The organism is Nostoc sp. PCC 7107, assembly GCF_000316625.1.
Lineage (GTDB): Bacteria > Cyanobacteriota > Cyanobacteriia > Cyanobacteriales > Nostocaceae > Nostoc_B.
Map to the genome: position 1 here is coordinate 6,021,781 of NC_019676.1, position 22,722 is coordinate 6,044,502.

Here is a 22,722-nt window from a genome sequence, read left to right on the forward strand (position 1 = left end):
TATTAATCTAATTTATGACTCATTTACCAACAGTATTTATTTCTCATGGCGCACCAGATTTACTAGTAAAATCTGGTGCGATACAAAATTTTCTGCGCCAGTTTCCACAGTTAATTCCTCAGCCAAACGCCAGTCAGAATGTCAAGCCACCACTATAGGTAACAAAATTTGATGAATGGTTGGCATGGGCGATCGCGCAAAATGATGTTAAAAACTTGCTACACTATCGCCAACTCGCTCCTTATCCTTTAGAAACCGATCCCACAGACGACAATTACTACCGTTATTTGTGGCTGTGGGCGCAAATGATGTTCATAGCAGCTATACTTACGGCGTGTTTAGTATGGCAGCTGATGCTTTTGATTAGATGACAAATTAATTAATATAGGAAAAAATATGGCATTAGGTAGATTAGTTAACGGCCAGTGGACAACCGTCTGGACAGAACGCAACGAAAACGGTGAGTTTCAGAGAATGCCAACGCAGTTTCATCATAAGATTACAGCAGATGGAGCCAGTGGATTCAGGGCAGAAGCAGGCCGATATCATCTATATGTTTCTTTGGGTTGTCCTTGGGCGCATCGCACTGTTTTATTACGCGCTTTAAAAGGATTAGAAAAAGTTATTGGTCTTTCTATTGTTGACCCCGTAATTAGTGACCAAGGTTGGAAGTTTTCTGATAAACCAGGATGTATTCGAGATAAAGTCAACCAAGCGGATTATCTTTGGCAAGTTTACACCAAAGCAAACCCAACTTATACTGGGCGAGTCACCGTCCCGGTACTGTGGGATAAACAGACACAAACTATTATCAATAATGAATCTCGCCAAATTATTCACCTATTAAATACAGAGTTTAATTTCTTCGCTGAGAAGATGGTAGATTTTTATCCCAAATCGTTGCAAACTTTAATTGATAAAACTATTGATGCGATTTATCAACCTATAAATAATGGTGTGTATCGTACTGGTTTTGCAACATCACAAACTGCTTATGAACAAGCACTCAAAGAATTATTTCTTGCACTAGAATATTGGGAAAAAGTTTTAGGTAAACAACCATATCTCTGCGGTGAAGAAATTACTTTAGCAGATTGGTGTTTATTTACCACTCTATTCCGATTTGACCTAGTATATTATGGTTTATTTAAGTGTAATATCAAGCGATTAATTGAGCATCCTAATCTGTGGAATTATTGCCGAGAGTTATATCAATTTCCTGGTGTCAAACAATGGTGTAATATCAGTCATATTAAACAACTTTATTATGTAGGTTTACCAGAATTGAATCCTAATGGAATTGTGCCACTAGGCCCCATTATTAATTTTGATTTACCTTATAATCGCTGCAATCGCCAAAACTAGATAATCTTTTTTATGTATCAAAATTTGAGTACTCAACGGCAAATACCTGCCCAATTGTGAAAAAATATATGACGAATGAAGATGTAACATTTTTTCGTTTATTTGGTTCTATATTCGCTGGTGTTGGCAGCATTTTTTTGATTACTGGTATCCTAATTGGCATAAATACGCGATCTTTTGTTGGCAAGTCTATCGCCGCATCAGGAACTGTAATTGATTTGGAGAGACATACATCTAGAGACAGTAACGGACGTTCTTCTACTGCTTATTATCCAGTCATAAGCTTTACTGCAAATTCTGGTAAGCCAATAGAATTTGAAGCCAATAGTGTTAGCAACCCTCCAGCATATACTAAAGGTCAAAAAGTAGAAATTCTCTACAACCCTCAAGAACCAGAATCTGCTGTAATTAGCTCTTGGTTCGCTTTATGGTTTTTACCTGCTATGTTTACTGGTATGGGTTCACTTTTTGTAGTAATTGGGGGAATTCCATTAGTCAACTCGTTCTTGCCTAGAAAATAATGCGGTGCGCGATCGCATTTAATATTTGTAATTATTAATTTACTTTTCTTTTTATATCGTAAGTAACTTGTACCAACCCTGAATTATAAGTTTTCACATCTTTCAATTCAAGTTTTGTTTCTAAACTTGAGTCCTTAGTAATTAACGGTATACCATTGCCTAAAATAATTGGGTGAATTGATAAAATCATTTCGTCAATTAAACCATGTTTTAAGAAAAACTTGATTGTCTGTGCGCCTCCAACTAGCCAAATAACGCCTCCACTTGATTGACGCAAATTTGTCATAAAATTTTGCCAATCACCATTCACAAATGTAGCGTTATTTTCTGCTTGACCTTGAAGAGTTTTGGAAAGTACAAAAACTTCCTGGCTGCTATATGGATATTCATCAAAACCTAATACTTGCTGATAAGTCTTGTTACCCATAATTAATGTATCAACATCAGCAATAAACTCAGTGTAACCATAGTCTTGATCTGTAAATAGCCAATCTATTTCTCCTGATTCTCTAGCAATATATCCATCAATGCTAGAAGCAATAAACAAACTAATCTTTCGCATAAACTCGCTATAAGTTGAGAAGCTCTTGATTAGATATCATACATTAGCTTATTCTGACTTTACAGAAAATTATCATTTAGTTTTGAAAACTAAAATATGTCAGAAAATTATCATTTTTACTATAATCTAATTCAATATAAAAACAAACCATATATTCTTTTTCTACATGGTTTTCTTGGTCAGTTAGATGAATTTGATGAAGTTATAAAACTCCTAGGTACAGAATTTTCTTATCTCACCCTTGACCTTCCTGGACATGGAAAAACTCAAGTTTTAGGTGACGATAAATACTATACAATTGAACAAACTGCTCAAGCAGTAATTAACTTATTAGATAAATTAAATATTCCTCAATGCTTTTTAGTGGGTTATTCAATGGGTGGAAGATTAGCTTTATATCTCACATTGCATTTTCCTGAACGTTTTTACAAGGTTGTATTAGAATCAGCTTCTCCAGGGTTGGCTACAGAACAAGAACGATTAGAACGGATAACAAAAGATGAACAAATAGCAAGAAAGCTATCAAGATGTGTTTCTAAAAATGAATTTCGAGAGTTTTTATTGAATTGGTACAATCAGCCAATTTTTGGTGATATCAAAAATCATCCCGAATTTGCCAGGATGTTAGATAATAGGTTACAAAATCAACCGCTTGAGTTAGCTAAATCACTAAGATGTATGGGAACTGGAAGTCAGGCTTCTTTATGGAAAAAACTGCAAGATAATACAGTACCTTTGCTTTTTCTAGTAGGTGAAAATGATGATAAATTTTTAATTATAAATACAGATATGGCTGAAATAAATACACTGGCTTATGTAAAAATAGTTAGTAATTCTGCTCACAATATTCACTTAGAAAGTACTAACGACTTTGTGCATAATATTCAAGACTTTTTCACTGTTTCACCAAAAACTTGAAAATTCGGATGATTACAATGGTTATTGATGTATTTACTTTCTACTTCTTCTGAGGTGTAAGCACTGGATTTGGTATTACAGAAGATACTGGTTGATTGGTTGCGGTTAACTCTTCCTTTAACATTTTTTGATAAATCTGAGGTAAAGAACTACTGATAGAATTAGTTTCTATTCCATACCCTAAACTTGTCCAAGTGGGAGATAAACGCCGTAACACTTCAATGATTTTGCCTTGACGCAGCAGTTTAGGAATATCCACTCCCCAAACTTGGGTATCGTTCAACCAACGATAAACTACCGTATCTTGAAATTCAGGCTCAAAACTATAAGCAGTCCAAAACACCATCCTCATAGGATTGGGGTGATAACGTGGTGCAATATTATGCCAAGTAGTATTTATAATTTGATATCTCCCCGCAGCTGTGGAACAATTACCTGTGTTTGGCCCGGTAACAATGGTGACGCAGATTTCTGGGTGGCGACTGAGGTCTGTTACTTGTTGTCCGCCATATAGCAGAGAGTAAGGACGGTTCCCATTAGCTTCGCTGGCGGAAATGGTTCGCATTAAGGCGCGAATATAAGGGTCGCCGCCTTTCATGACTAGGGGTGGTTGATTATCATTAAAGACGGGATCGGAAGGCGATCGCAAATCTCCAAAGAGATACCACTGCAATAAGCATACAAAAGCCAGCAGCGCTGCGATCGGGCCGATTAATTTTTCAACGCCTTTAAGTTCAAAACGTTTCAGATTTTGACTCCTTCGTTTTTGTTAATGGTCAATGGTCAATAGTGAATAGTCAATGGTAATTTCCCTTGACTATTCACTACAGACTCTAGACTCAGCATTGCTGAAATAATTCCCCAAAGGTTTTTGCACTAGCTTCTGGTTTAGCAATAATCTCCACAATTTTATTGCGGGCGGCTGGCTCAAAGAGTGCTTCGACAGAAACTTGAGCAACTTTTTGCCGAGGAATACTCCCATCAAATAATGTATCTGCACTCTGCATAACTATCGCGTCAGAGTTATCTTCATTTTTTAACCCACCTGGTCGCACAATAGTATAGGTGAGACCACTTTTTTGAATATATTCCTCGGCTTGTTTTTTCCAAACTAAAATCAGCCAGAACAGATTCAAAGGATGGAATAGCTGTGATGTACACAACGAAGAAACTAAAACAAAATGCTCAATTCCTCTAGCTTTAGCAGCCTCCACTAAATTTTTAGTCCCTTCAAAATCTACTTTATATGGCCCAGTCGGATCAAAACTTGGTTTCGCCCCTGTTGCACACAGCAATACAGTGCTATCTCCTAATGCTGTAGCGAGGTTTTCGGGTTGCAAGACATCACCTGCAACCAATTCCACATCGGGAGGCAAAATTGCTCTAGCTCTTTCTACATCTCTCACCAAAGCACGCACAGGAATGTTACGCGCTACCAACTCTTGGACAATTCGGCGGCCTGTCTCACCTGTGGCCCCTGCTACAAATGCTTTCATAACAAACGCTATCCTAAAAAACTAGTATGTGATTTATCCGTATTTTAGTGATTTCATAAAGTTCATGACAGAATCTTGAAATTTCAGCCAAAATAAGATCTTGCGTAGGAAATCACCCAAGTAAGCTGGGAATTATAAATATAGCCAAACGCCAACTCAGAGGGGAATGCTTTGATGCTTTCAACAAACGGCGAATATCAGTCCTTAGATATAAAAGAAACTGTTTTACCTGTAGAATCCAACTTAGTAGAAACTGATCATGTAGTTACAGATGCAACTTTAGCGACACAAACCCAGTTTTGCGGTTGCTACAGCGATTATATGGCGATGTATGCCCCAATACATCAAGTTGCGGAATATCTCAATGCTCATTCGTCGTGGTTTACACGTTGCGCTGAACCAATGAAGGTGCAGCCATTAGGAGAAAATGGCTATGCTTTGACTATTGGTCGTTTTGGCTCGTTTGGTTATGAAGTTGAGCCAAAAATTGGTTTAGAACTTTTACCACCGGAAGAAGGCATATATCGCATTCGGACTATCCCTATTCCTGATTATCAAGCACCGGGTTATGACGTAGATTATAAAGCATCAATGCAACTCAAAGATTATCCTAGTGATGATGCGGCGATGTCTGCTGGGGTAACGCGAGTTGAATGGGATTTAGATTTAAAAGTTTATCTTCACTTTCCCAGGTTTATTCAACGATTACCCAAGTCTCTGATTCAATCTACAGGCGATCGCTTACTTAATCAAATTGTCCGCCAAGTTTCTCGCCGCTTAACCCGCAAAGTTCAAGAAGATTTTCATCAGTCGATAGGCATACCTTTTCCTGCTAATTCTCAAAAGAAGCGGTAAGTCAAAAGTCAATAGACATCTCAGAAAATTAATTCTGCGTTTCCCGAAATCCTTGGTAGGGGCGAATGGCCGTTCGCCCTTACATCATTTCTTAGGACAGTGTTGATTACTCAAAGCCTCATAATTACTGGTTTTATACTCAGCACTCAGTACTCAGCACCTTGCTATAACTAAGCATTACTCAGAATTCTTTGCACAATTTGTACGCCAGTAATCGCCTGCCAAGTAAAAAGACCTAAAATCACGAAATTCAATAAAATGTGAGTGACTCTTGCCCAATTGGCTCCTTTTTGCATAAAAGGAGATAGGGCAGCCGAAAAAGCGATTAAACTAGTCATGCCTAAACCTGCAAGCAAGTGCGGCCCTACAAATAACTTGCCGTTATTAATATAGGTAACAGCCATCCCTCCAACTGCGCCTGCTACCATCAACGCTAAGAGAATTGACCCCATTTGGTAGTGTTTGACGTTAAATTTACCTTTAATCAGTTCTTTCTTTTCTTCCCCTTGAGCGTTTCTAGTACGCTGTACTTGCAATCCTAAATAAGCAGCATAAAGTGAAATCGCTAAAAGTACCCACATCATTAGCGGGTGGAAAAAGTTAAGCCAGTATTTCACAGAGGGAGATATTTCAGGAGTCATTGTGTTCTCGCCCAATTCTTAAATCTTAATAAAAATTAGCATAAGTCTCAGGGTAATTAGTAATTAATTAGGCGTGATAGACTGCATACACACTTTGGGTCGATCAATCCTGCTGCAACACAACTTTACAAATACTAATATTTTTACTCAGGACTTTCTTAATACAGACCTATTGCAAAAGTACTTAAAGAATTTCAAACTAAATCTGGGGACTAGATGATGAAACTGCCCAGGCAGGATTTAATTAATGACTGAAAACAACGATGTCTTGCTGCTGAAGGCTACGAAAAATGGGGATATCAAGCGGCTGAGTGAAATTCTCGCTGCTGGTGTAAAGGTGGATGGGTGCGATCGCGATGGAACTACGGCATTAATGTATGCTGCTAATTTAGGCTACACAGAAATTGTGCGATCACTTTTAGATGCGGGGGCAAATCTCAACTTGCCAAGAAAACGCTATGGGTTAACGGCGTTGATGTTGGCTGCGAGTAATAACCAGGTAGATATTGTGCAGCTTTTAGTGTCGAGGGGTGCTGATGTTGATGCTATCAACGAAGATGGCAGCACCGCATTAATGGCCGCTGCACTCAAAGGTTATGTAGAGATAGTGCGGATATTACTTGCGGCTGGTGCGAAAGTAAATATTGCCGATAAAGATGATGACACTGCTTTGAAATTGGCAGTCAAACAAGGACACCTAGAAGTTGTGCAACTCATAGCACAAAATGGTGCAGATGTAAATCTTCAAGATGAAGATGGTGAAACACTGTTGATGATTGCGGCGGACTTGGGCAATTTAGAGATTGTCCAAGCATTGTTAGCCGCAGGCGCAGACGCTAACTTACAAAACAGTGATGGGGGTGCAGCATTATCGGCTGCTGCGGCATCTGGTAATAGTGCGATCGCATCTGCTTTACTAGATAAAGGTGCAGAAATTAATCTGCAAGACAAAGACGGTGAAACAGCATTACATATTGCCGTTGTCGAAGGCCATCTTGACGTAGTGAAAGTTTTACTCAGTCGCGGTGCAAATGTTCAAATCAGAAATAATTTAGGCGATACTCCCACACTCGTTGCAGTCTTACAAGGACACAGCGAAATTCTCGAAGCACTGCTGCATTCTAGTGCCAATTCCTATGGAGAATTAGAAATTCCTTTAATGGCTGCTGTATCGTTGGGACACACCAAAACAGTCCAAGTATTATTAGACTACGGCGCTAATCCTAATACTCTGGGAAATGACAGTCAGACTGCTTTGTTAAAGGCGGCTAAAGGCAATCAGATAGAAATTATTCAACTGTTAATTGCTAAAGGCGCAGATGTCAATTTTCAAGATATAGCCGGAGCAACAGCATTAATGTGGGTGGCCTCTGGCGGATACACTAAGACTGTGCAGATATTACTCCAAGCTGGCGCAAACCCCAATTTAAAAAATCGTGGTGCTTATACAGCTTTGATGCTGGCAGAATTTAACGGCTATCAAGATATAGTCAAACTTTTGCAAACAGCCGGCGCACAAGAGTAATACCAATTCACCAAAATCTTGATACATATACAAGAATTTGTAGGGGCGCAGGCTTTGTCTTCGCCTACTTATAGCCATTTCCGGTTAAGTGAGGTACGGAACTGATGTTTTTGAACGCAGAGGGTTGCCTAATTTTATTAGCAATGTATTTAGTACTTCAGCATATTAGGAAATGCTATGTATTTTTTCAAAAATCAAATCAGACGGCTATTGTTACTTCGTGATTGTAGTCTGACGCACCTTTATGTTTTTTTCATTTGTGCAAGGTGAACAGAAAAAGATATGACAAGTTTGATACTTTTTTGTTAAGAATAGTTACAGCACCCGTAACACTAGGAAATATTTCTTCTTATGGTAGACCCCCTTGAGAATAACCCACCTCATCAAGTAGTAATCATTGGTGGTGGCTTTGGTGGACTGTATGCAGCAAAATCACTGGCTAAGGCGAAAGTCAACGTTACACTGATTGACAAACGGAATTTTCACCTCTTCCAGCCATTGCTGTACCAAGTTGCTACAGGTACACTATCACCCGCCGATATTTCCTCACCTTTGCGTTCGGTACTAAGCAAAAGCAAAAATACAACAGTGTTATTGGGAGAAGTCAATAATATTGATCCCCAAGCACAGCAAGTTTTTTTGGGAGATCAAGCGATACCATACGATACATTAATAGTGGCTACAGGTGCCAAGCATTCCTATTTTGGTAAAGATAGCTGGGAAGATTTTGCTCCTGGGTTAAAAACTGTAGAAGATGCGATAGAAATGCGTCGCCGGATTTTCTCGGCGTTTGAAGCAGCCGAAAAAGAAACTGATCCCGAAAAACGCCAGGCTTGGTTAACTTTTGTAATTGTGGGTGGTGGCCCGACAGGGGTAGAATTAGCAGGTGCGATCGCTGAACTCGCCTATCAAACCCTTAAAGAAGACTTCCGTAACATCGACACTTCAGAAGCCAGAGTTTTACTTTTAGAAGGACTAGATCGGATTTTGCCACCTTTTGCACCAGAATTATCTCAGCAAGCCGAAGCATCCTTACAACAATTGGGTGTCAGCGTTAAGACAAAAACTTTAGTCACCAACATTGAAAACGATGTTGTCACCCTCAAACAAGGTGATGAAGTTAAAGAAATTGCTGCAAAAACGGTATTATGGGCAGCAGGTGTGAAAGCTTCACCGATGGGCAAAGTCTTAGCAGAATCTACTGGTGCAGAATGCGATCGCGCCGGAAGAGTAATTGTTGAACCCGACTTAAGCATTAAAGGCTATCCCAATATTCATGTGGTTGGCGACTTAGCAAACTTCTCTCATCAAAACGGCAAACCTCTCGCTGGTGTTGCACCAGTAGCTATGCAAGAGGGAGAATACGTTGCTAAATTAATTCAACAAAAACTCAAAGGTAATACCTTACCTGCATTTAATTATAGCGATCGCGGTAGTTTAGCCATGATTGGGCAAAATTTAGCCGTTGTTGATTTAGGCTTTGTCAAACTCAAAGGCTTCTTTGCTTGGCTATTTTGGCTAGTGATTCATATCTACTTCTTAATCGAGTTTGATAACAAACTAGTAGTGATGATTCAGTGGGTATGGAACTATGTCACCCGCAAACGTGGCGCAAGATTAATTACTGGGCAACAATCGCTGCTACAAATAGATAATGAAGTTTCTACTAGCTATTACAAAGCAACGCCACCTAGAGAAATAGTTAACGTCTAAAAAGGCAAAAGCAAAGAATCGTTTAACACCTTTCAAGCCTTGTTAATTAAGCAAAAAATTGGGGAGTAGAAAAATTTATTCCCCAATTCCTCATTCCTAACCACCTGAAAAAACTTGACTAATCTTGAGATAGTAAAATTCTGGGTATAGGCAAAACTTGACTTTGAAGCAATTCATCTGCGGATATATTGTTTACGCCTGTTTGCTGTAATATCGTCAATAATGCTGCACTTTGACTTAATAACTCATCTACATTAATACCGCCATAAGTATCTGGATAACGGCGTAGGCGATTACTTCCTTCTCCGAGTAAAATAGCCGCACCCCGCAGATTATTATTTCTGAGATGATATAAGGCTACAGCAATTTGGAGAATCCCCTGATAAAGAGTTTTTTCAGGTTCGCTGGCTTCGATCCACAAAGCCTCTAAAGTGTCATGACAGGCGTAAAACTGCCCAGAGTTGAACTGTTCTACACCTTGCCAAAACTCTTGGGGCATAGTTTCGCTCATGCCATAGTATCTCTTACTTCTTTAATAGTTTCGAGAGATATTTCTTGCTGTTCACCAGCAAACTCATTATCTGGTGTGAGAAATAGCATACAGTGACATTCTTTGCGTTCTCTCATCGGTACGCAAGGACAGTTCCAATATGTAGCTTTGACTTCAGCTTCTTTGTCTTCGTAGTGGCGACAGGGACACAAAGGCGCACCTAGATCGTCTTTATGTTTGGCTAACCCTTCAATTACCACTGCTGTAACCGAAGGTTCACTACAGAAGTACGTTCCAGTACGCTTGGCGTATTGTTCGGAAAAATGCCGCATTGCCTCTAGGCTTTTATCGCTGGAATTTGCGTTAACCTCTGATGTGATCATGTGGATCGGTCGCTCATAATTTAAATATTTCTTTGCATTGTACCTCAGCCTCAAGGTGCTGTTACTGGGGATATCTCCCCAACCTGAGCAGATTTAATGATGATGCCGGACAAAAACCTAAATATATCAGCATTCATTGAAATATTGAATACATAGAATACTCATTTACAATGCTTGTACAGGTTTTTGTAGCTGAGTTTGCAATGCCTGTTCGCTCTGCACAACAACACCAGGGCGATCACGATTAACTACCACTGATGCTTGATCTGAGGAATTACTATTTTGCCACAAAATCCAGCGACTACCTTGGGGTAAAGAAGATAGTGTCAGAGAATTTTGAGTTAACCAAATTAACGGATTGTTTGGCGCTTCTTGATTGCTGATATCTTCTGAAAATGTTGTTGCGGCTAAGGTTTCTAAAACAGTAGTATTGCCTTTCACTAAACCTGTCGATGCTGTCCAGAGTTTAACAGGCATCCCCATGCGTTGTGTGTAAAAATACAAACTTGCTGCGGCAATTACGGCTTGTTCAAAATCGTCTTCTTGCCATTTACCCGCACTATCTAAAGCAATAACTATTTCTTCTCCACCTGTGACAACTTCTAACTCTCGGACACGTAACTCACCATAACGGGCGCTTGTTCGCCAGTGGATGAGTCTGGTGGGGTCGCCAATACGGTAGGGACGCAGCGATCGCACTAATCCTGATGTTGCAGTCTGCAAAGGTCGATTGATCGAATCGCCTTTTTTGCTTTCTTCTAGCCCCATTTCATCCACTAACGGACAAGTAGTTAAAGGTAATACAGTCGGGTAAACAATGGCCGTCGCCTCACAATTTCGCTGACGACGACACCAAAATAAACCTAAAGGTGCGCCAGTCGCTAATTCAACATTGTGCCAGCGATAAATACCTCGGCGCTGGGTAGGATGGTAATAAACCCAACGGTAACTATTTTTACTCGGAATAATTTCAATCGCCTGTTTAATTGGCTTACCCAAAACAAAAGGCAAAATATCCTCGACTTGCAGCAAACTGACAGATTGTGGTGTGGAATTATGGATTTCTAATTCTACAGTCAGGTCATCCCCAGCGGAGACAGGTTGAATCGAATGGCGGGTGATAGTTAAACCAACAAGCGATCGCGGTGGTAAAACTGCTGCTACTGCTAACAGCGCCACACTCACACCGCTAATGGCGTACAGCCAACCCGCCATCGTATTCACAGCCGCGCCAAAAAAACAAATGGCAATTCCCGCAAGCACCCAACCGCCGTATGTCGGCGTACTTGCGCGATTTTCTAACCAATTGGTGATATGTTTGATAATTTTCATGTTTCTTTTTTAACCCAACATCACCGAAAGTTCACAGGTGTATGGTGCTGAGGTTATTTCAGTAGCAGAACGAGCATAATAATTAGCAAGCATCACCTTTATGATTTAAAAATGACTAACAATTGGAGTCACATAGAAGAAAGCAATGCAATTATTCGCCGAGGCGGTATTTACTTCGGTAGAGGAGTGCGAGGTACAGAACAGTTTGTTTATGAACTTGTATCCAATGTCCTTGATGCTTACCTGGCACATCAAGCAACCTTTGTGAATGTAACTTTAGATGGAGCAACTATCTCAGTTGTAGATGACGGCCCAGGACTCCCATTTGATGAACCCAGTGATATCGAAGGTGTTAGTCTGGCTACTAAGTTTCTCACCTCTATCCATCGGACACGCTCATATAATGAACACGTTCCCCATGTTCACATGGCTAGACTTGGTGTTGGGCTGGCTCCAATTAATGCTACTAGTATTCAACTAACTGTACAAAGTTGGCGTTCTGGAATGCTGTGGGAACAGTCTTTTAATAAAGGAATTGCCCAAGGTTCTGCCAAGATTATTGAACAAGGTAATGGTCGAGGAACAAAAATTGAAGTAACACCTGATCCTGAACTTTTTAGGCAAACGCAACCCAGAGTCGGGATAATTCGTAGGGCTTTGTTTGACACGGCTCATTTATTTGCTGGGTTAAGGATTGGATTAAATGAAGAGCGTTTCTATGCACCGCAAGGGCTAAAAATGCTGGGATATATATTTTTGACTCGGCAAACAGACGCTAACAATGAGCCATTTCATGTAACTTTGCATCATGAAAATATTTTGATTGAAGCAGCTGCTTTTGGTGATCGCTTCTCGCCAACCCAAACATTTTCATGGGTAAATGGAGCCAGAACCCCAGATGACGGTAGCCATGTAGAAGGTTTTTCACAAGCGTTAGCAGAGGTCAACTGGAAACCTGCACTGAGCTTAATTCATATTGTGATGTATGACCCGCGTTTTGCCGGGCCGACGCGAGATAGATTGGATGTACCCCATATTAAGGAAGTAATTCAAGAAGCACTGCGCGAACCTTTATCTCAGTATCGAAGTGAATTAACCTAATATAATCAATGGTTTCTATTACTATCAAAAATGGATACTTATGGCAAGTTCTGGGAAGACCTGCTGAATATAACAAATTTGTGTTTGCCCCAGTTTTAGGAGAATTATACGACGGAATAAACATTAGACCTTATCGTAGACAAGAAGAAACTCCAACATTTCCCCTAACAGACTACATAGACAATCAATTACCAAAAATTATCGACCGTTGTCGTCACGAATGCGGCAAAATCGCTGATGCTGTCTGGGTGCGTGCTAGAGTTCCGGCAATATTTGGTTTTACACCTTTAAGTTTGCCATTTGCCGATTATAAATACGCCTTGCTAGAGCAAACATTTGTAGCTTGTCAGCAATCTTCTGTCAATGATGACTGGGTAGCATATCCATTTGTTTGTGAAGACTATGATTTACGTGTTGGGTTACGATTTATTCCAGATACCTTATTAACAGAAGTATATCAATCTATTGCCAAGGCATTTTGGGAGTTACTGCTGCTTGAACCTGAGCATGTTCACCCGTTTTGTGATGGTTATGTACATTACAATGAATTGGGTGATGAAGAATGGTTACTTGTAGAGTTTAAGAATAGTCGATGTATTATCGAATTTGCTGATTATATTGATTTTTGATTGGTTACGAAATAATTAAAATGGGATTGTTTCCCTACACTTCGTTCCGGGCACAATGACATTATTGGCGTTGTGTAAGTCCTAAGTATTTCATATTTCCTTTGGAAAAATTTTTTTCTCTGTCTGAGAACCGTCTTCATTTTCTCTGATGAACGTGTGAAATTCAAGCTCAAGTACATCACTTTTTTTCTTGAACCTCATGATTTCCCATACAGTCGGGTCTTCTTGCAATTTAGTTTGTATTATCATTACAGACTTAGTTTCATCTAGAGCATTATCAATGCGCTCAATAATTAAATTTTGTCCATTATTCCAAAATGTTGTTGTTATTGTTAAGGTTATTAAAAACTCGCTGTCTTGAATTCTAATTCTTGTTCTTGTATTAGAAAGTAAACATAGGTCAATATCTAAATATTCGATTGCATGATTATATTCTGGAATACTGTTCCATATTAATTTTTCATCTTTTTCTAACAAACTAGTATCAAAATACTCTTCAGGTGACATTTCAACTGTATGCCACTGCAAATCATTGATGAGTTTATAGTCTATAAATATGTTTAGAGGCATATCAATATTCCGTTTATTTTTTCAAAAAAAAGGTGGGAATTTCCCACCTCAATCTTTCATTTAAATATCTATCTAATTACTCCCATTCAATGGTTCCAGGTGGCTTAGATGTGATGTCGTAAACTACGCGATTCACACCTTTAACTTCATTGACAATTCGGTTAGAAATTACTTCCAAAATTTCATAAGGAAGACGCGCCCAATCTGCGGTCATACCGTCTTCACTGGTGATAATCCGCAAAACTACAGGATGAGCATAAGTACGCTGATCACCCATCACGCCAACGCTGCGAATTGGCAATAATACAGCAAAGGCTTGCCAAACTTCGTTATATAATCCACGTTGATTGATTTCTTGGCGGACAATTAAATCGGCATCGCGGAGAATATTCAGGCGTTCGGCGGTGACTTCACCGATGATGCGAATTGCTAAACCAGGGCCGGGGAAGGGTTGGCGTTGGACGATTTCTTCTGGTAAACCAATAGAACGACCAACTTTGCGGACTTCATCTTTAAATAGTTTCCGCAGGGGTTCAACTAGTTTAAATCGCAAATCTTTGGGTAAACCGCCGACGTTGTGATGGCTTTTAATTTTGACTGCTACCCGTTCACCTGTTTGGGGGTCAACGTTGGTATCGGCAGATTCGATTACGTCTGGATAAAGTGTCCCTTGGGCTAAATAATCAAAGGGGCCGAAGTGCTTGGATGCTTCTTCAAATGTACTAATGAATTCGTGACCGATGCGGCGGCGTTTTTCTTCGGGGTCGGTGACACCAGCGATAGTATCTAAGAAGCGATCGCGGGCATTGACATATTCTACAGGAATATGAAACTGTTCTTGGAATAATTTCACCAACCGTTCTGGTTCATATTTCCGCATAAAGCCTTGGTCGATAAATACACAAGTCAGCTGATCGCCGATCGCTTTATGCAGTAAAAAGGCTAGGGTAGAAGAATCAACTCCCCCAGATAGTGCCAAAAGTACGCGTTTATCGCCAACTTTCCCGCGAATTTCCCGGATTGCTTCTTCGACAAAGGCGGCGGTTGTCCAGGTTGGTTCGCATTCGCAGATATGATACACAAAGTTGCGAATTAAGGCTAAACCACCGATGGAATGTACAACTTCGGGGTGGAACTGCACACCATATAGTTTCTTTTCGTGGTCGGCGATGGCTGCACAAGGGGTATTTTCTGTATGTGCCAAGACTTCAAAACCAGGTGGCATTTGAATTACAGAGTCGCCGTGGCTCATCCACATGGTTGTGCCATCTTCGACGTTAGTTAATAAGTCTGTGGGATCATCTATGTATAATGAGGCTTTGCCATATTCACCGCGATCGGCTTTGGCAACTTCTCCACCGAGTTGGTTGACCATCAACTGCATTCCATAACATACGCCCAGGATGGGAATGCCAAGATGCCAAATTGCTGGGTCACAATGGGGAGCTTTTTCGTTATAAACTGAACTCGGCCCACCAGAGAGAATGATACCTTTGGGGTTGAGTTGCTGTAATTGTTCCGCTGTAGTGCGATAAGAGAGAACTTCAGAATATACTTGAGTTTCGCGGATGCGTCGGGCAATTAGTTCGGAATACTGAGAGCCAAAATCGAGAATAACAATCATTTGACGATCAAGCCGCCTCAACTCTTCTACTGGTTGAGGCGCTTGTTCGGTTAGTAGAGTCACCGCTGTATTCATGATGGGGGAGTTTGAATGAAGTAGTAGATAGTTGCACAGTAATCTGACCAAAATACCATCTATAGCCTGAGTCAAATAGATGAGAACAATGTTGATTGCACAAAGCTAGCAACTGGTTATATACTCAGCACTTGGCTCTATTTGCTTTCTGCGGCTGGTAAATGGTAAAGGATTCCCCTACAAACGCGGGTTATGAAGCGTTTGCTCGGCTAATCAGTCTGACATAGTATTAGAAGGAATAACTTACCCTAGAGTGGTTACTGAAAAAGCTATTTATGTAGATTATTAATGATTATTTATAATAAGTTAACATAATTTCTCGCTCAAGAAACAAGCAGTTTTACTCTTTACGATAATTTTGCGATCGCGATCAAAGAGAATTGAGCCACATTTTGCTACTGCTGTACCTCGGTTATTATGGCTTTCCATGTATTCTTGAGAACGCGTATCTATGGCTTGGGCGATCGCACCATAAACTAAATTCACCCAATCACTACCACTAGAAGTATCTAATTCTCGCAGATATTTCAGTGCCGCTTCTGCCGTGGCACTATTAAATATTACTTGTATATCTGATGACTGCATCCCCGCCAAAGCACAGTGGGCTGCTAAAATTTCCCGCCGACCATCAGCTAAATGATGATGGGTGTGAAAAATCCCTCCAGCGAGTTTCAGCAACTTGCCATGATAGCCAAACAATAAGATTTCTTTAACGCCTAAAGCATCCGCTTCAACCAACATCGGCCCCAACCAGTTAGCTGTTTTGACTAATTGTTCGGGATTAATTCCCAGTTTTGCCGCTAAATCTAAACCGTTCTCACCAATGCAAAATACCAAACTATTAAAACGACTGGCTTTTTGTTGTAATTCTGTGCGAAAAGCAGCTAACTGATCTGGTGAACTTAAAGGTTGAGAAATCCCGGTTGTCCCTAACAGCGAAAGTCCTTCCACTACACCAAAGGCAGCATTAGAAGTCCGCACAGCGAGCGATCGCCCGAACGGTAAAATAATTGTGACTGTGATTTTCTCACCCTGCGTTAGCATCCGCTGCAAGTTCTCTTGCAATAACCTTTGGGCATAACTATAAATCGCCGGCTGGTCATCTGCATTGAGAATTTTGCCAATCCCTTCACCACCTTTGATAGTGACTGCTGACTTAGTGTCTCCACCCCACTCCACAATTGTCCAAATTGGTGTATCCCTTGTCAGATCAAGATTATCACCAGGGTCACTTCGGGTAATTGCCAGTGCCTGATTTGCTGATACCCCCGCTACCTGTTCAATCGGTATTTCAGCGATTTGTGGTGGTGTAATTAAATCAACCGCCACAGTTGGCAAAGGCTGACGTTGGCGTAACCAATGTAACGCCGCGATCGCCCCAGCACAAGCAAATACAGGTAAAGTGTATCCGGCTTTGGTCATTCGTCAAAAATATAAAATTTCATACTTCATACTTCATACTTCACACCCCCACTTCTACTAATAAAGCTTGCATTACTTCCCAAGAGATGCCTTTTTCGATGTAGCGAGGTGCTTCAGGATTATAAGGACTAGCAATGCGATCGATACTCAGAATTGTGGCCTCGTCTAAGAGTACTGGGACATCAGGATCAAAAGCTGTGGGGCGCATCAAAGAACTCGAAAAACCTTTAAAAACCGCAATTTTGTCTTGTTCTTCGGCTATTTCCACCGTGATCAATAAAACTTCTTGGGGGCGTTTGCTGGTGTACTGTTCTAGGCGCTTGCCAATGGAATTACTCATCAAATTGGAACTTTGCTATTTAGTTAATTAATGTGGTGTAGCTGAACGCCCTTGTTTACCCAGCTTAATGAGAACAAAGTAGCTTAAGTAAAGCACATAAATAGCTAAAAGGGAGATGCCCAGAAAACCGAGAAATGCCGGCTTGCTGTTGTGATGGAAATAGTCTTTAAAGAGTAAGGGCGCTTCAAACCAAACTCGACAATAGGGGGTTTTAATGGCTGTTTCGGAAAAAGCACAGCCGATAAACGGGAGAAAAGCGATCGCACCCAGCAGGCTATAAACTGTCACAGCCCAACGCCAAGAGGTAAAAATCAGCTTCAACAGACTACTTGGTTGATACTCAATTTCATCATTGAGATCCACCCAAAACCACAGAGAAATTGGGATCAAAATCCGTGCTATCAACCCGGAAATAAAGCTGACTGGATACTCAGCAATCATCAAGTAAATTGTAATTGCCAAAAGACTAGCAACTCGCCAGTAAATCATTAACAGGCGTTGTATACCTTCTGCCTTTTGGACAAATGCCCAAATTAGCAGAATTAGGGGAATAATCAACGTAAATAATACTGCCAGTCGATAATCAGCCCAGATATATGGGCGAAACCAAACGTCTTTCATTGTTGTTGCCAGACGATAAATAAAAAGTTTGCATGAAGAACAGATATTTAATATAACGGATACTTCTGCAAATACTTTAAATAGCTATGCAAAATAAATTACTTAATTGAGCAACAAAATTAGGAATAAGACAGGGGCTATAGTTATGGATAGCCTGATGTTGGACTGATGGTCAAATATCTAAATTAATATTAATTTAATTATTGGCGTGGGAATATTTTCTTGGGGCGACATTCATCTCTTTGTAGGTAAAAAAACAAGCAACTTGCATATCTTTTACATTTGTAGCTTGTACTAACTGACAACTTATATTGAGGGTTGGTGACAAAACTTACCCCAAGAAGATGAAGTACAAGGTCGCAGTAAACAGATGTTGGTTGCTTGCCTGGATGAATAGAAATTTACCCACTCAATGTCTATTCATCGTAAACTCTGCACTCAGCTGCATCTGGATTGTCATCGCAGTACTGTTCTAAAGAATTTTTGGGCTTACTTTGGCGCTGGTGAGAAGCTTCAGCCTGTAGTTCTTCAACTGCATCCCAAGCCGCAGCGCACTCAGCAGAATTGCTACCTGAAATATCACAAACTGCACGAGCTTGTTCTACTTCTTCTTGAATTTGTTCTTGGATGTCAACTTTTGCTTTGGTTTCGCTCATAGCTTTCGTTTTGTTGTGTGCTGTTAATACTAGTATAGAAAAATTCAAAAATTGCTATTTTCTGTACTACCACTCATCATTCTACCTAATAAGTTGATCTACTTAGTGGATGTGGCAGGTGGATGATTGATAACGACGGCAAACTAGGATATTCAGACTCTATCTTTGTCTATCTTTTAAGATTTTATAGAGTCCGTACTGCGAAAGTGCATCTATCAACTATATTTATTGCATGTAATGGGAATTGATGAATATCTGTCTGCGAAGGCAGCTATGTAGGAGGTGAAGCAGTGCGGTGAGGCAGTATGTGAGACAGCTTTGCCTCGTCAAAACCTTGGGCTAAAAGCACTACGAAAAAGGAAGAGATGAAATTTCATGGCAGATCAAATGCAGTGGGCTAATGCCCTATCAACCCGTCCTTCTCTAGAAGCCGCTGTTACGGAAGTGGTGCAAAAAACTACGTCTTTGTTAACAGCATCGGCGGATTTAGGGCTGGTATTTATTTCATCTGCTTTTGCTAGTGAATATTCCCGGCTTTTACCTTTGCTGGCAGAAAAACTTTCCGTACCCGTCATGATCGGTTGTAGCGGTGGTGGTGTAATTGGTACTACAACTGATGGGCAAACTCAAGAAATAGAAGCAGAAGCGGCTTTGAGCTTGACATTGGCACATCTGCCTGGAGTAAATCTTCAAGTTTCTCATATTTTGGCGGAAGAGTTACCCGATTTAGACAGTTCACCAGATGCTTGGGTGAATTTGATTGGTGTACAACCATCCGCCACACCGCAGTTTATTTTGCTGTCTAGTTCTTTTTCGTCAGGAATCAATGAACTTTTGCAAGGTCTAGATTTTGCTTATCCTGGTTCTGTGATTGTGGGGGGACAAGCCAGTGGTGGTATGGGTGGACGACAGACGCTATTTTGTAACGATCGCCTTTATCGTGAAGGAACTGTTGGCTTGGCGTTGAGTGGCAATATTATTTTAGAAACGATTGTGGCTCAAGGCTGTCGCCCAATTGGTCAACCGATGCAAATTACCAAGGCTGAACGCAATATTATTTTAGAACTAAATGAGCAAGTGCCATTGGTGGTGCTGCGGGATTTAATTAATAGTTTGAGTGATCAAGAGCGAACTTTAGCCCAGCATTCTTTATTTGTAGGGGTGGCGATGGATGAGTTTAAGCTGTCTTTGCAACAAGGAGACTTTTTAATTCGCAGTATTTTAGGGGTAGATCCCGCCGGCGGTGCGATCGCAATTGGCGATCGCGTTCGCCCTGGCCAACGTTTACAATTTCATTTACGTGATGCTGAAGCTTCCGCAGAAGATTTGGAATTTCTGCTGGAGAAATATCACAATCAAGAAGCTTCTTCATCCTCGGCGATCGCTGCTTTAATGTTTTCTTGCGTCGGTCGAGGTGAAGGACTTTATGGTAAACCTAATTTTGATTCCTCGCTATTTAGGCGCTACTTCCAAAATATACCGATCGGTGGTTTTTTCTGTGGTGGCGAAATCGGCCCTGTAGGCGGTAATACTTTTTTACATGGTTACACTTCTGTGTTTGGCATTTGTCGTCAGTATGAGTAATGAGTGCTGAGTCACCGAACTTTGCTCAACGAGGGGAACCCGCGCACGCAAGTTCTCGCTGAGTAATGAGTAAGAAGTTCACCCCTACACCCTTGCTCTCACACACCCCTAATCCCTCATTTTTCCAATAGCAAGGTGCTGTTGTTATCAATGAGGTGAGGAGTACCACAACGGGCGATCGCACTGTAGGCTTGAATGTAATGACGCACTTTTTGGGGAAATTGCGGGTAGTCAAACATTGCATCGCCATCAGCGATATTTGCCCAAAAGTAACGCAAACTAGGGGCAATTTCTTGAGCCTGTTCTGGTGGTAAGTTTAACGGTGGATGAGTGAGAAATTTCATTAAAAAAGGCAAAGAGCGATCGCCCATCCATTGTTTTGATAAATGTTGCAAATCAGGAAAATCAGGTACAGATTCCACACGATGAGATAAAACTTGCAACCATTCTCTACCGTAGTTATCTTGGCGAAATTCAAAAACTCGATAAGGATGAGGATAACTCACTAAAGAGCCAGTAGTGATATCGTAAACTCCATCAGAGCAGGCAATATCCTGAACGTGCAGATGACCTGTAAATACTAACTTGACTTGATACTGACGGAGCAATTTTAGCAGTTGCGGCGCATTTTGCAGCATATAGCGATTGCCCATTGGATGGCGCGACTGCTGAGGTATATGCTCAACTACATTGTGATGCACCATCACCAACACTAATTCTTCAGTTGCTGTTGCTAAAACATTTTCTAACCAAATTAGTTGTTGATTATCTAAACGCCCTAATTGCTGACCTTCTTCATTAAAAAAGTTGGAATTAAGGCCAATCAACCGCACTCCAGGTAACACTTGTTGAGTGTAGTAAATTTGCTCAGGATTGTCATAACCAAACTTGCCGTAATAATGAGGGAAATCAGCAAAACCAATGGATTGCTGATCTGCCATTAAGACAGGAACATCATGATTACCCGGAACAACATACACCGGAAATGGCAACTCAGATAAGCGTTTTTGTAACCAACGATGGTTCTCTGGTTCACCGTGCTGAGTTAAGTCCCCTGGAAGCAACAGAAAATCTAAATCAAGTTGTGTTAAATGTTCTATGACACTTTCAAAAGCTGGAATACTAACTTCCACCAAATGAAACCGACTGGGATGATCCCAGATTGTATGGGGAAGTGCAATGTGTAAGTCGCTGACTACAGCAAAGCGAAAGTTGAGAGCCATTGATTTGCAGACAATTTTATAAATACGGGTAAAAAAAGCCTTTTCCACAAAGTATAACCTTTGCTCTGTCAACTCTGGCGGAAAATCATTACTTAACATTTGTATATGAAGCTGAGATCCCCGACTTCTTGAAGAAGCCGGGGATCTGATTATTCACGTATAATTGAACATTTCTATATTTTTGTTAGCTACTAGAAAAATAAAATATAATCTCTGCGTAAAAATAGCTCAAATGTTGACTGATTATTTGATATTTTTTAAACTTTTTTTGATAAATACAGAATGTTTAATATTTTAAAAATTGAATAGTTCATTAATTATTTAGCTGTCAAATTAGACTTATTATATAATAATATACTTGATTTTTCTCTACAAATCACTGTTTACTGTCGTTGCTACAAGGAGTATCCACTTTGGCAGCAGTTAGAGTCCGCCAACACGTTAACCCACTTGCCCAAAAATATCGCACACCAGTCAATCCCCTAGAGTGGGAAAAAATTTATGCACAACCAAACCAACCACTGCATCTAGATATTGGTTGTGCTAAAGGGCGGTTTGTGTTGCAAATGGCGCAGGTAGAACCTAACTGGAATTTTTTGGGTTTAGAAATTCGGGAATCATTGGTAGTGGAGGCGAATCAGCTGCGTTCTGAGTTGGGTTTAACTAACCTGTATTATTTGTATGGCAATGCGAATAACTCTTTGCAATCTCTGTTATCTGGTTTAACTCCAGGCATTTTACAGCGGGTGACGATTCAATTTCCCGATCCGTGGTTTAAAAATCGTCATGCTAAACGCCGTGTAGTGCAACCAAAATTAGTGGCAGAATTAGCACAATATTTAGCAGTTGGTGGGGTGGTATTTCTGCAATCAGATATGAAGTTTGTCGCCGTAGAAATGTGCGATCGCTTTGCCGAAAACTCAGCCTTTGCGCGATTTGGTACAGATGAATGGTTAACAGAAAATCCATTAGCAGTACCCACAGAACGAGAAATATTTACTCAAAACAAAGGCGAACCAATTTATCGCGCTTTATTTGTGAAACAAGGGTAATCTTACAACTTCACCCCTTCTTGT

Annotated in this window: 25 protein-coding genes; 11 read left to right on the plus strand and 14 right to left on the minus strand. The window is 40.5% G+C overall.

Features of this window, described 5'->3' with window-relative positions:
- Positions 1-14 precede the first annotated feature (14 nt).
- From NOS7107_RS28850 to NOS7107_RS25720, 3 genes are all read left to right on the plus strand, one after another.
- Complete coding sequence (locus NOS7107_RS28850; RefSeq protein ID WP_015115865.1) at positions 15-158, plus strand: extradiol ring-cleavage dioxygenase class III protein subunit B; 144 nt, start codon at positions 15-17, stop codon at positions 156-158.
- Between the two features lie 238 nt (positions 159-396).
- The gene (locus NOS7107_RS25715) at positions 397-1,365 is read left to right on the plus strand and encodes a glutathione S-transferase family protein (protein WP_015115866.1); all 969 of its coding nucleotides are present in this window, start codon (positions 397-399) and stop codon (positions 1,363-1,365) included.
- A 68-nt stretch (positions 1,366-1,433) separates the two neighbouring features.
- Positions 1,434-1,886 (plus strand): DUF3592 domain-containing protein, encoded by a 453-nt coding sequence (locus NOS7107_RS25720; protein WP_015115867.1) that lies wholly within the window; start codon positions 1,434-1,436, stop codon positions 1,884-1,886.
- A 34-nt stretch (positions 1,887-1,920) separates the two neighbouring features.
- On the opposite strand, the gene NOS7107_RS25725 is transcribed toward NOS7107_RS25720, so the two are convergent.
- Positions 1,921-2,433 (minus strand): dihydrofolate reductase family protein, encoded by a 513-nt coding sequence (locus NOS7107_RS25725; RefSeq protein ID WP_253274486.1) that lies wholly within the window; start codon positions 2,431-2,433, stop codon positions 1,921-1,923.
- A gap of 111 nt (positions 2,434-2,544) precedes the next feature.
- Here NOS7107_RS25725 and menH point away from each other — a divergent pair, with 111 nt between their 5' ends.
- Positions 2,545-3,366 (plus strand): 2-succinyl-6-hydroxy-2,4-cyclohexadiene-1-carboxylate synthase, encoded by an 822-nt coding sequence (gene menH / locus NOS7107_RS25730; protein ID WP_015115869.1) that lies wholly within the window; start codon positions 2,545-2,547, stop codon positions 3,364-3,366.
- Between the two features lie 40 nt (positions 3,367-3,406).
- Here menH and NOS7107_RS25735 read toward each other — a convergent pair whose 3' ends face one another.
- Positions 3,407-4,078, minus strand: coding sequence for a glycoside hydrolase family protein (locus NOS7107_RS25735; RefSeq protein WP_044500358.1), 672 nt, complete (start codon positions 4,076-4,078; stop codon positions 3,407-3,409).
- 127 nt (positions 4,079-4,205) lie between these two features.
- Positions 4,206-4,862 (minus strand): NAD(P)H-binding protein, encoded by a 657-nt coding sequence (locus NOS7107_RS25740; RefSeq protein WP_015115870.1) that lies wholly within the window; start codon positions 4,860-4,862, stop codon positions 4,206-4,208.
- 174 nt (positions 4,863-5,036) lie between these two features.
- Between NOS7107_RS25740 and NOS7107_RS25745 the strand changes: the two genes are divergently transcribed.
- The gene (locus tag NOS7107_RS25745) at positions 5,037-5,717 is read left to right on the plus strand and encodes a DUF1997 domain-containing protein (protein ID WP_015115871.1); all 681 of its coding nucleotides are present in this window, start codon (positions 5,037-5,039) and stop codon (positions 5,715-5,717) included.
- A gap of 170 nt (positions 5,718-5,887) precedes the next feature.
- Here the strand turns inward: NOS7107_RS25745 and NOS7107_RS25750 are convergent, their stop codons facing one another.
- Positions 5,888-6,358, minus strand: coding sequence for a DUF4079 domain-containing protein (locus NOS7107_RS25750; protein WP_015115872.1), 471 nt, complete (start codon positions 6,356-6,358; stop codon positions 5,888-5,890).
- Positions 6,359-6,605: 247 nt separating this feature from the next.
- On the opposite strand from NOS7107_RS25750, the gene NOS7107_RS25755 reads away from it, so the two are divergent.
- Together NOS7107_RS25755 and NOS7107_RS25760 are read left to right on the plus strand one after the other, a co-directional pair.
- Entirely contained in the window at positions 6,606-7,883 is a 1,278-nt protein-coding gene (locus tag NOS7107_RS25755) for an ankyrin repeat domain-containing protein (protein ID WP_015115873.1), read from the plus strand.
- Between the two features lie 351 nt (positions 7,884-8,234).
- Positions 8,235-9,596 (plus strand): NAD(P)/FAD-dependent oxidoreductase, encoded by a 1,362-nt coding sequence (locus NOS7107_RS25760; RefSeq protein WP_015115874.1) that lies wholly within the window; start codon positions 8,235-8,237, stop codon positions 9,594-9,596.
- A 118-nt stretch (positions 9,597-9,714) separates the two neighbouring features.
- Here NOS7107_RS25760 and NOS7107_RS25765 read toward each other — a convergent pair whose 3' ends face one another.
- The 3 genes from NOS7107_RS25765 to NOS7107_RS25775 form a co-directional block, all read right to left on the minus strand.
- Positions 9,715-10,107 carry a DUF309 domain-containing protein gene (locus tag NOS7107_RS25765; RefSeq protein ID WP_015115875.1) on the minus strand — a complete coding sequence of 131 codons (393 nt, stop codon included), beginning with the start codon at positions 10,105-10,107 and terminating at the stop codon, positions 9,715-9,717.
- Positions 10,104-10,469, minus strand: a complete 366-nt coding sequence (locus tag NOS7107_RS25770; RefSeq protein ID WP_015115876.1) for a ferredoxin thioredoxin reductase catalytic beta subunit — start codon at positions 10,467-10,469, stop codon at positions 10,104-10,106. The genes NOS7107_RS25765 and NOS7107_RS25770 overlap by 4 nt, the downstream gene beginning before the upstream one ends.
- 165 nt (positions 10,470-10,634) lie before the next feature.
- The gene (locus NOS7107_RS25775; protein ID WP_015115877.1) at positions 10,635-11,801 is read right to left on the minus strand and encodes a DUF58 domain-containing protein; all 1,167 of its coding nucleotides are present in this window, start codon (positions 11,799-11,801) and stop codon (positions 10,635-10,637) included.
- A 111-nt stretch (positions 11,802-11,912) separates the two neighbouring features.
- On the opposite strand from NOS7107_RS25775, the gene NOS7107_RS25780 reads away from it, so the two are divergent.
- Together NOS7107_RS25780 and NOS7107_RS25785 are read left to right on the plus strand one after the other, a co-directional pair.
- Positions 11,913-12,902 (plus strand): ATP-binding protein, encoded by a 990-nt coding sequence (locus tag NOS7107_RS25780; protein ID WP_015115878.1) that lies wholly within the window; start codon positions 11,913-11,915, stop codon positions 12,900-12,902.
- Between the two features lie 8 nt (positions 12,903-12,910).
- Positions 12,911-13,531 carry a hypothetical protein gene (locus tag NOS7107_RS25785; protein WP_015115879.1) on the plus strand — a complete coding sequence of 207 codons (621 nt, stop codon included), beginning with the start codon at positions 12,911-12,913 and terminating at the stop codon, positions 13,529-13,531.
- Positions 13,532-13,621: 90 nt separating this feature from the next.
- Here the strand turns inward: NOS7107_RS25785 and NOS7107_RS25790 are convergent, their stop codons facing one another.
- The 6 genes from NOS7107_RS25790 to NOS7107_RS25815 form a co-directional block, all read right to left on the minus strand.
- Positions 13,622-14,101, minus strand: a complete 480-nt coding sequence (locus NOS7107_RS25790; RefSeq protein WP_015115880.1) for a hypothetical protein — start codon at positions 14,099-14,101, stop codon at positions 13,622-13,624.
- 76 nt (positions 14,102-14,177) lie between these two features.
- Positions 14,178-15,800, minus strand: a complete 1,623-nt coding sequence (gene guaA / locus NOS7107_RS25795) for a glutamine-hydrolyzing GMP synthase (protein WP_015115881.1) — start codon at positions 15,798-15,800, stop codon at positions 14,178-14,180.
- Between the two features lie 306 nt (positions 15,801-16,106).
- Positions 16,107-17,222: a cobalt-precorrin-5B (C(1))-methyltransferase CbiD gene (cbiD, locus tag NOS7107_RS25800; RefSeq protein WP_015115882.1), complete on the minus strand. Its 1,116-nt coding sequence runs from the start codon at positions 17,220-17,222 to the stop codon at positions 16,107-16,109.
- Positions 17,223-17,262: 40 nt separating this feature from the next.
- Positions 17,263-17,562 carry a hypothetical protein gene (locus NOS7107_RS25805; RefSeq protein ID WP_015115883.1) on the minus strand — a complete coding sequence of 100 codons (300 nt, stop codon included), beginning with the start codon at positions 17,560-17,562 and terminating at the stop codon, positions 17,263-17,265.
- A 27-nt stretch (positions 17,563-17,589) separates the two neighbouring features.
- A complete protein-coding gene (locus NOS7107_RS25810; RefSeq protein WP_015115884.1) occupies positions 17,590-18,183 on the minus strand; it encodes a DUF3177 family protein in 594 nt (197 codons plus the stop codon).
- Positions 18,184-18,599: 416 nt separating this feature from the next.
- Positions 18,600-18,839: a Calvin cycle protein CP12 gene (locus tag NOS7107_RS25815; RefSeq protein WP_015115885.1), complete on the minus strand. Its 240-nt coding sequence runs from the start codon at positions 18,837-18,839 to the stop codon at positions 18,600-18,602.
- Between the two features lie 375 nt (positions 18,840-19,214).
- Here NOS7107_RS25815 and NOS7107_RS25820 point away from each other — a divergent pair, with 375 nt between their 5' ends.
- Positions 19,215-20,423, plus strand: coding sequence for an FIST N-terminal domain-containing protein (locus NOS7107_RS25820; protein WP_015115886.1), 1,209 nt, complete (start codon positions 19,215-19,217; stop codon positions 20,421-20,423).
- Between the two features lie 116 nt (positions 20,424-20,539).
- On the opposite strand, the gene NOS7107_RS25825 is transcribed toward NOS7107_RS25820, so the two are convergent.
- Positions 20,540-21,646 carry a metallophosphoesterase gene (locus NOS7107_RS25825; RefSeq protein ID WP_044501154.1) on the minus strand — a complete coding sequence of 369 codons (1,107 nt, stop codon included), beginning with the start codon at positions 21,644-21,646 and terminating at the stop codon, positions 20,540-20,542.
- A 413-nt stretch (positions 21,647-22,059) separates the two neighbouring features.
- Between NOS7107_RS25825 and trmB the strand changes: the two genes are divergently transcribed.
- Positions 22,060-22,698 carry a tRNA (guanosine(46)-N7)-methyltransferase TrmB gene (trmB, locus tag NOS7107_RS25830; RefSeq protein ID WP_015115888.1) on the plus strand — a complete coding sequence of 213 codons (639 nt, stop codon included), beginning with the start codon at positions 22,060-22,062 and terminating at the stop codon, positions 22,696-22,698.
- Positions 22,699-22,722: the final 24 nt, after the last annotated feature.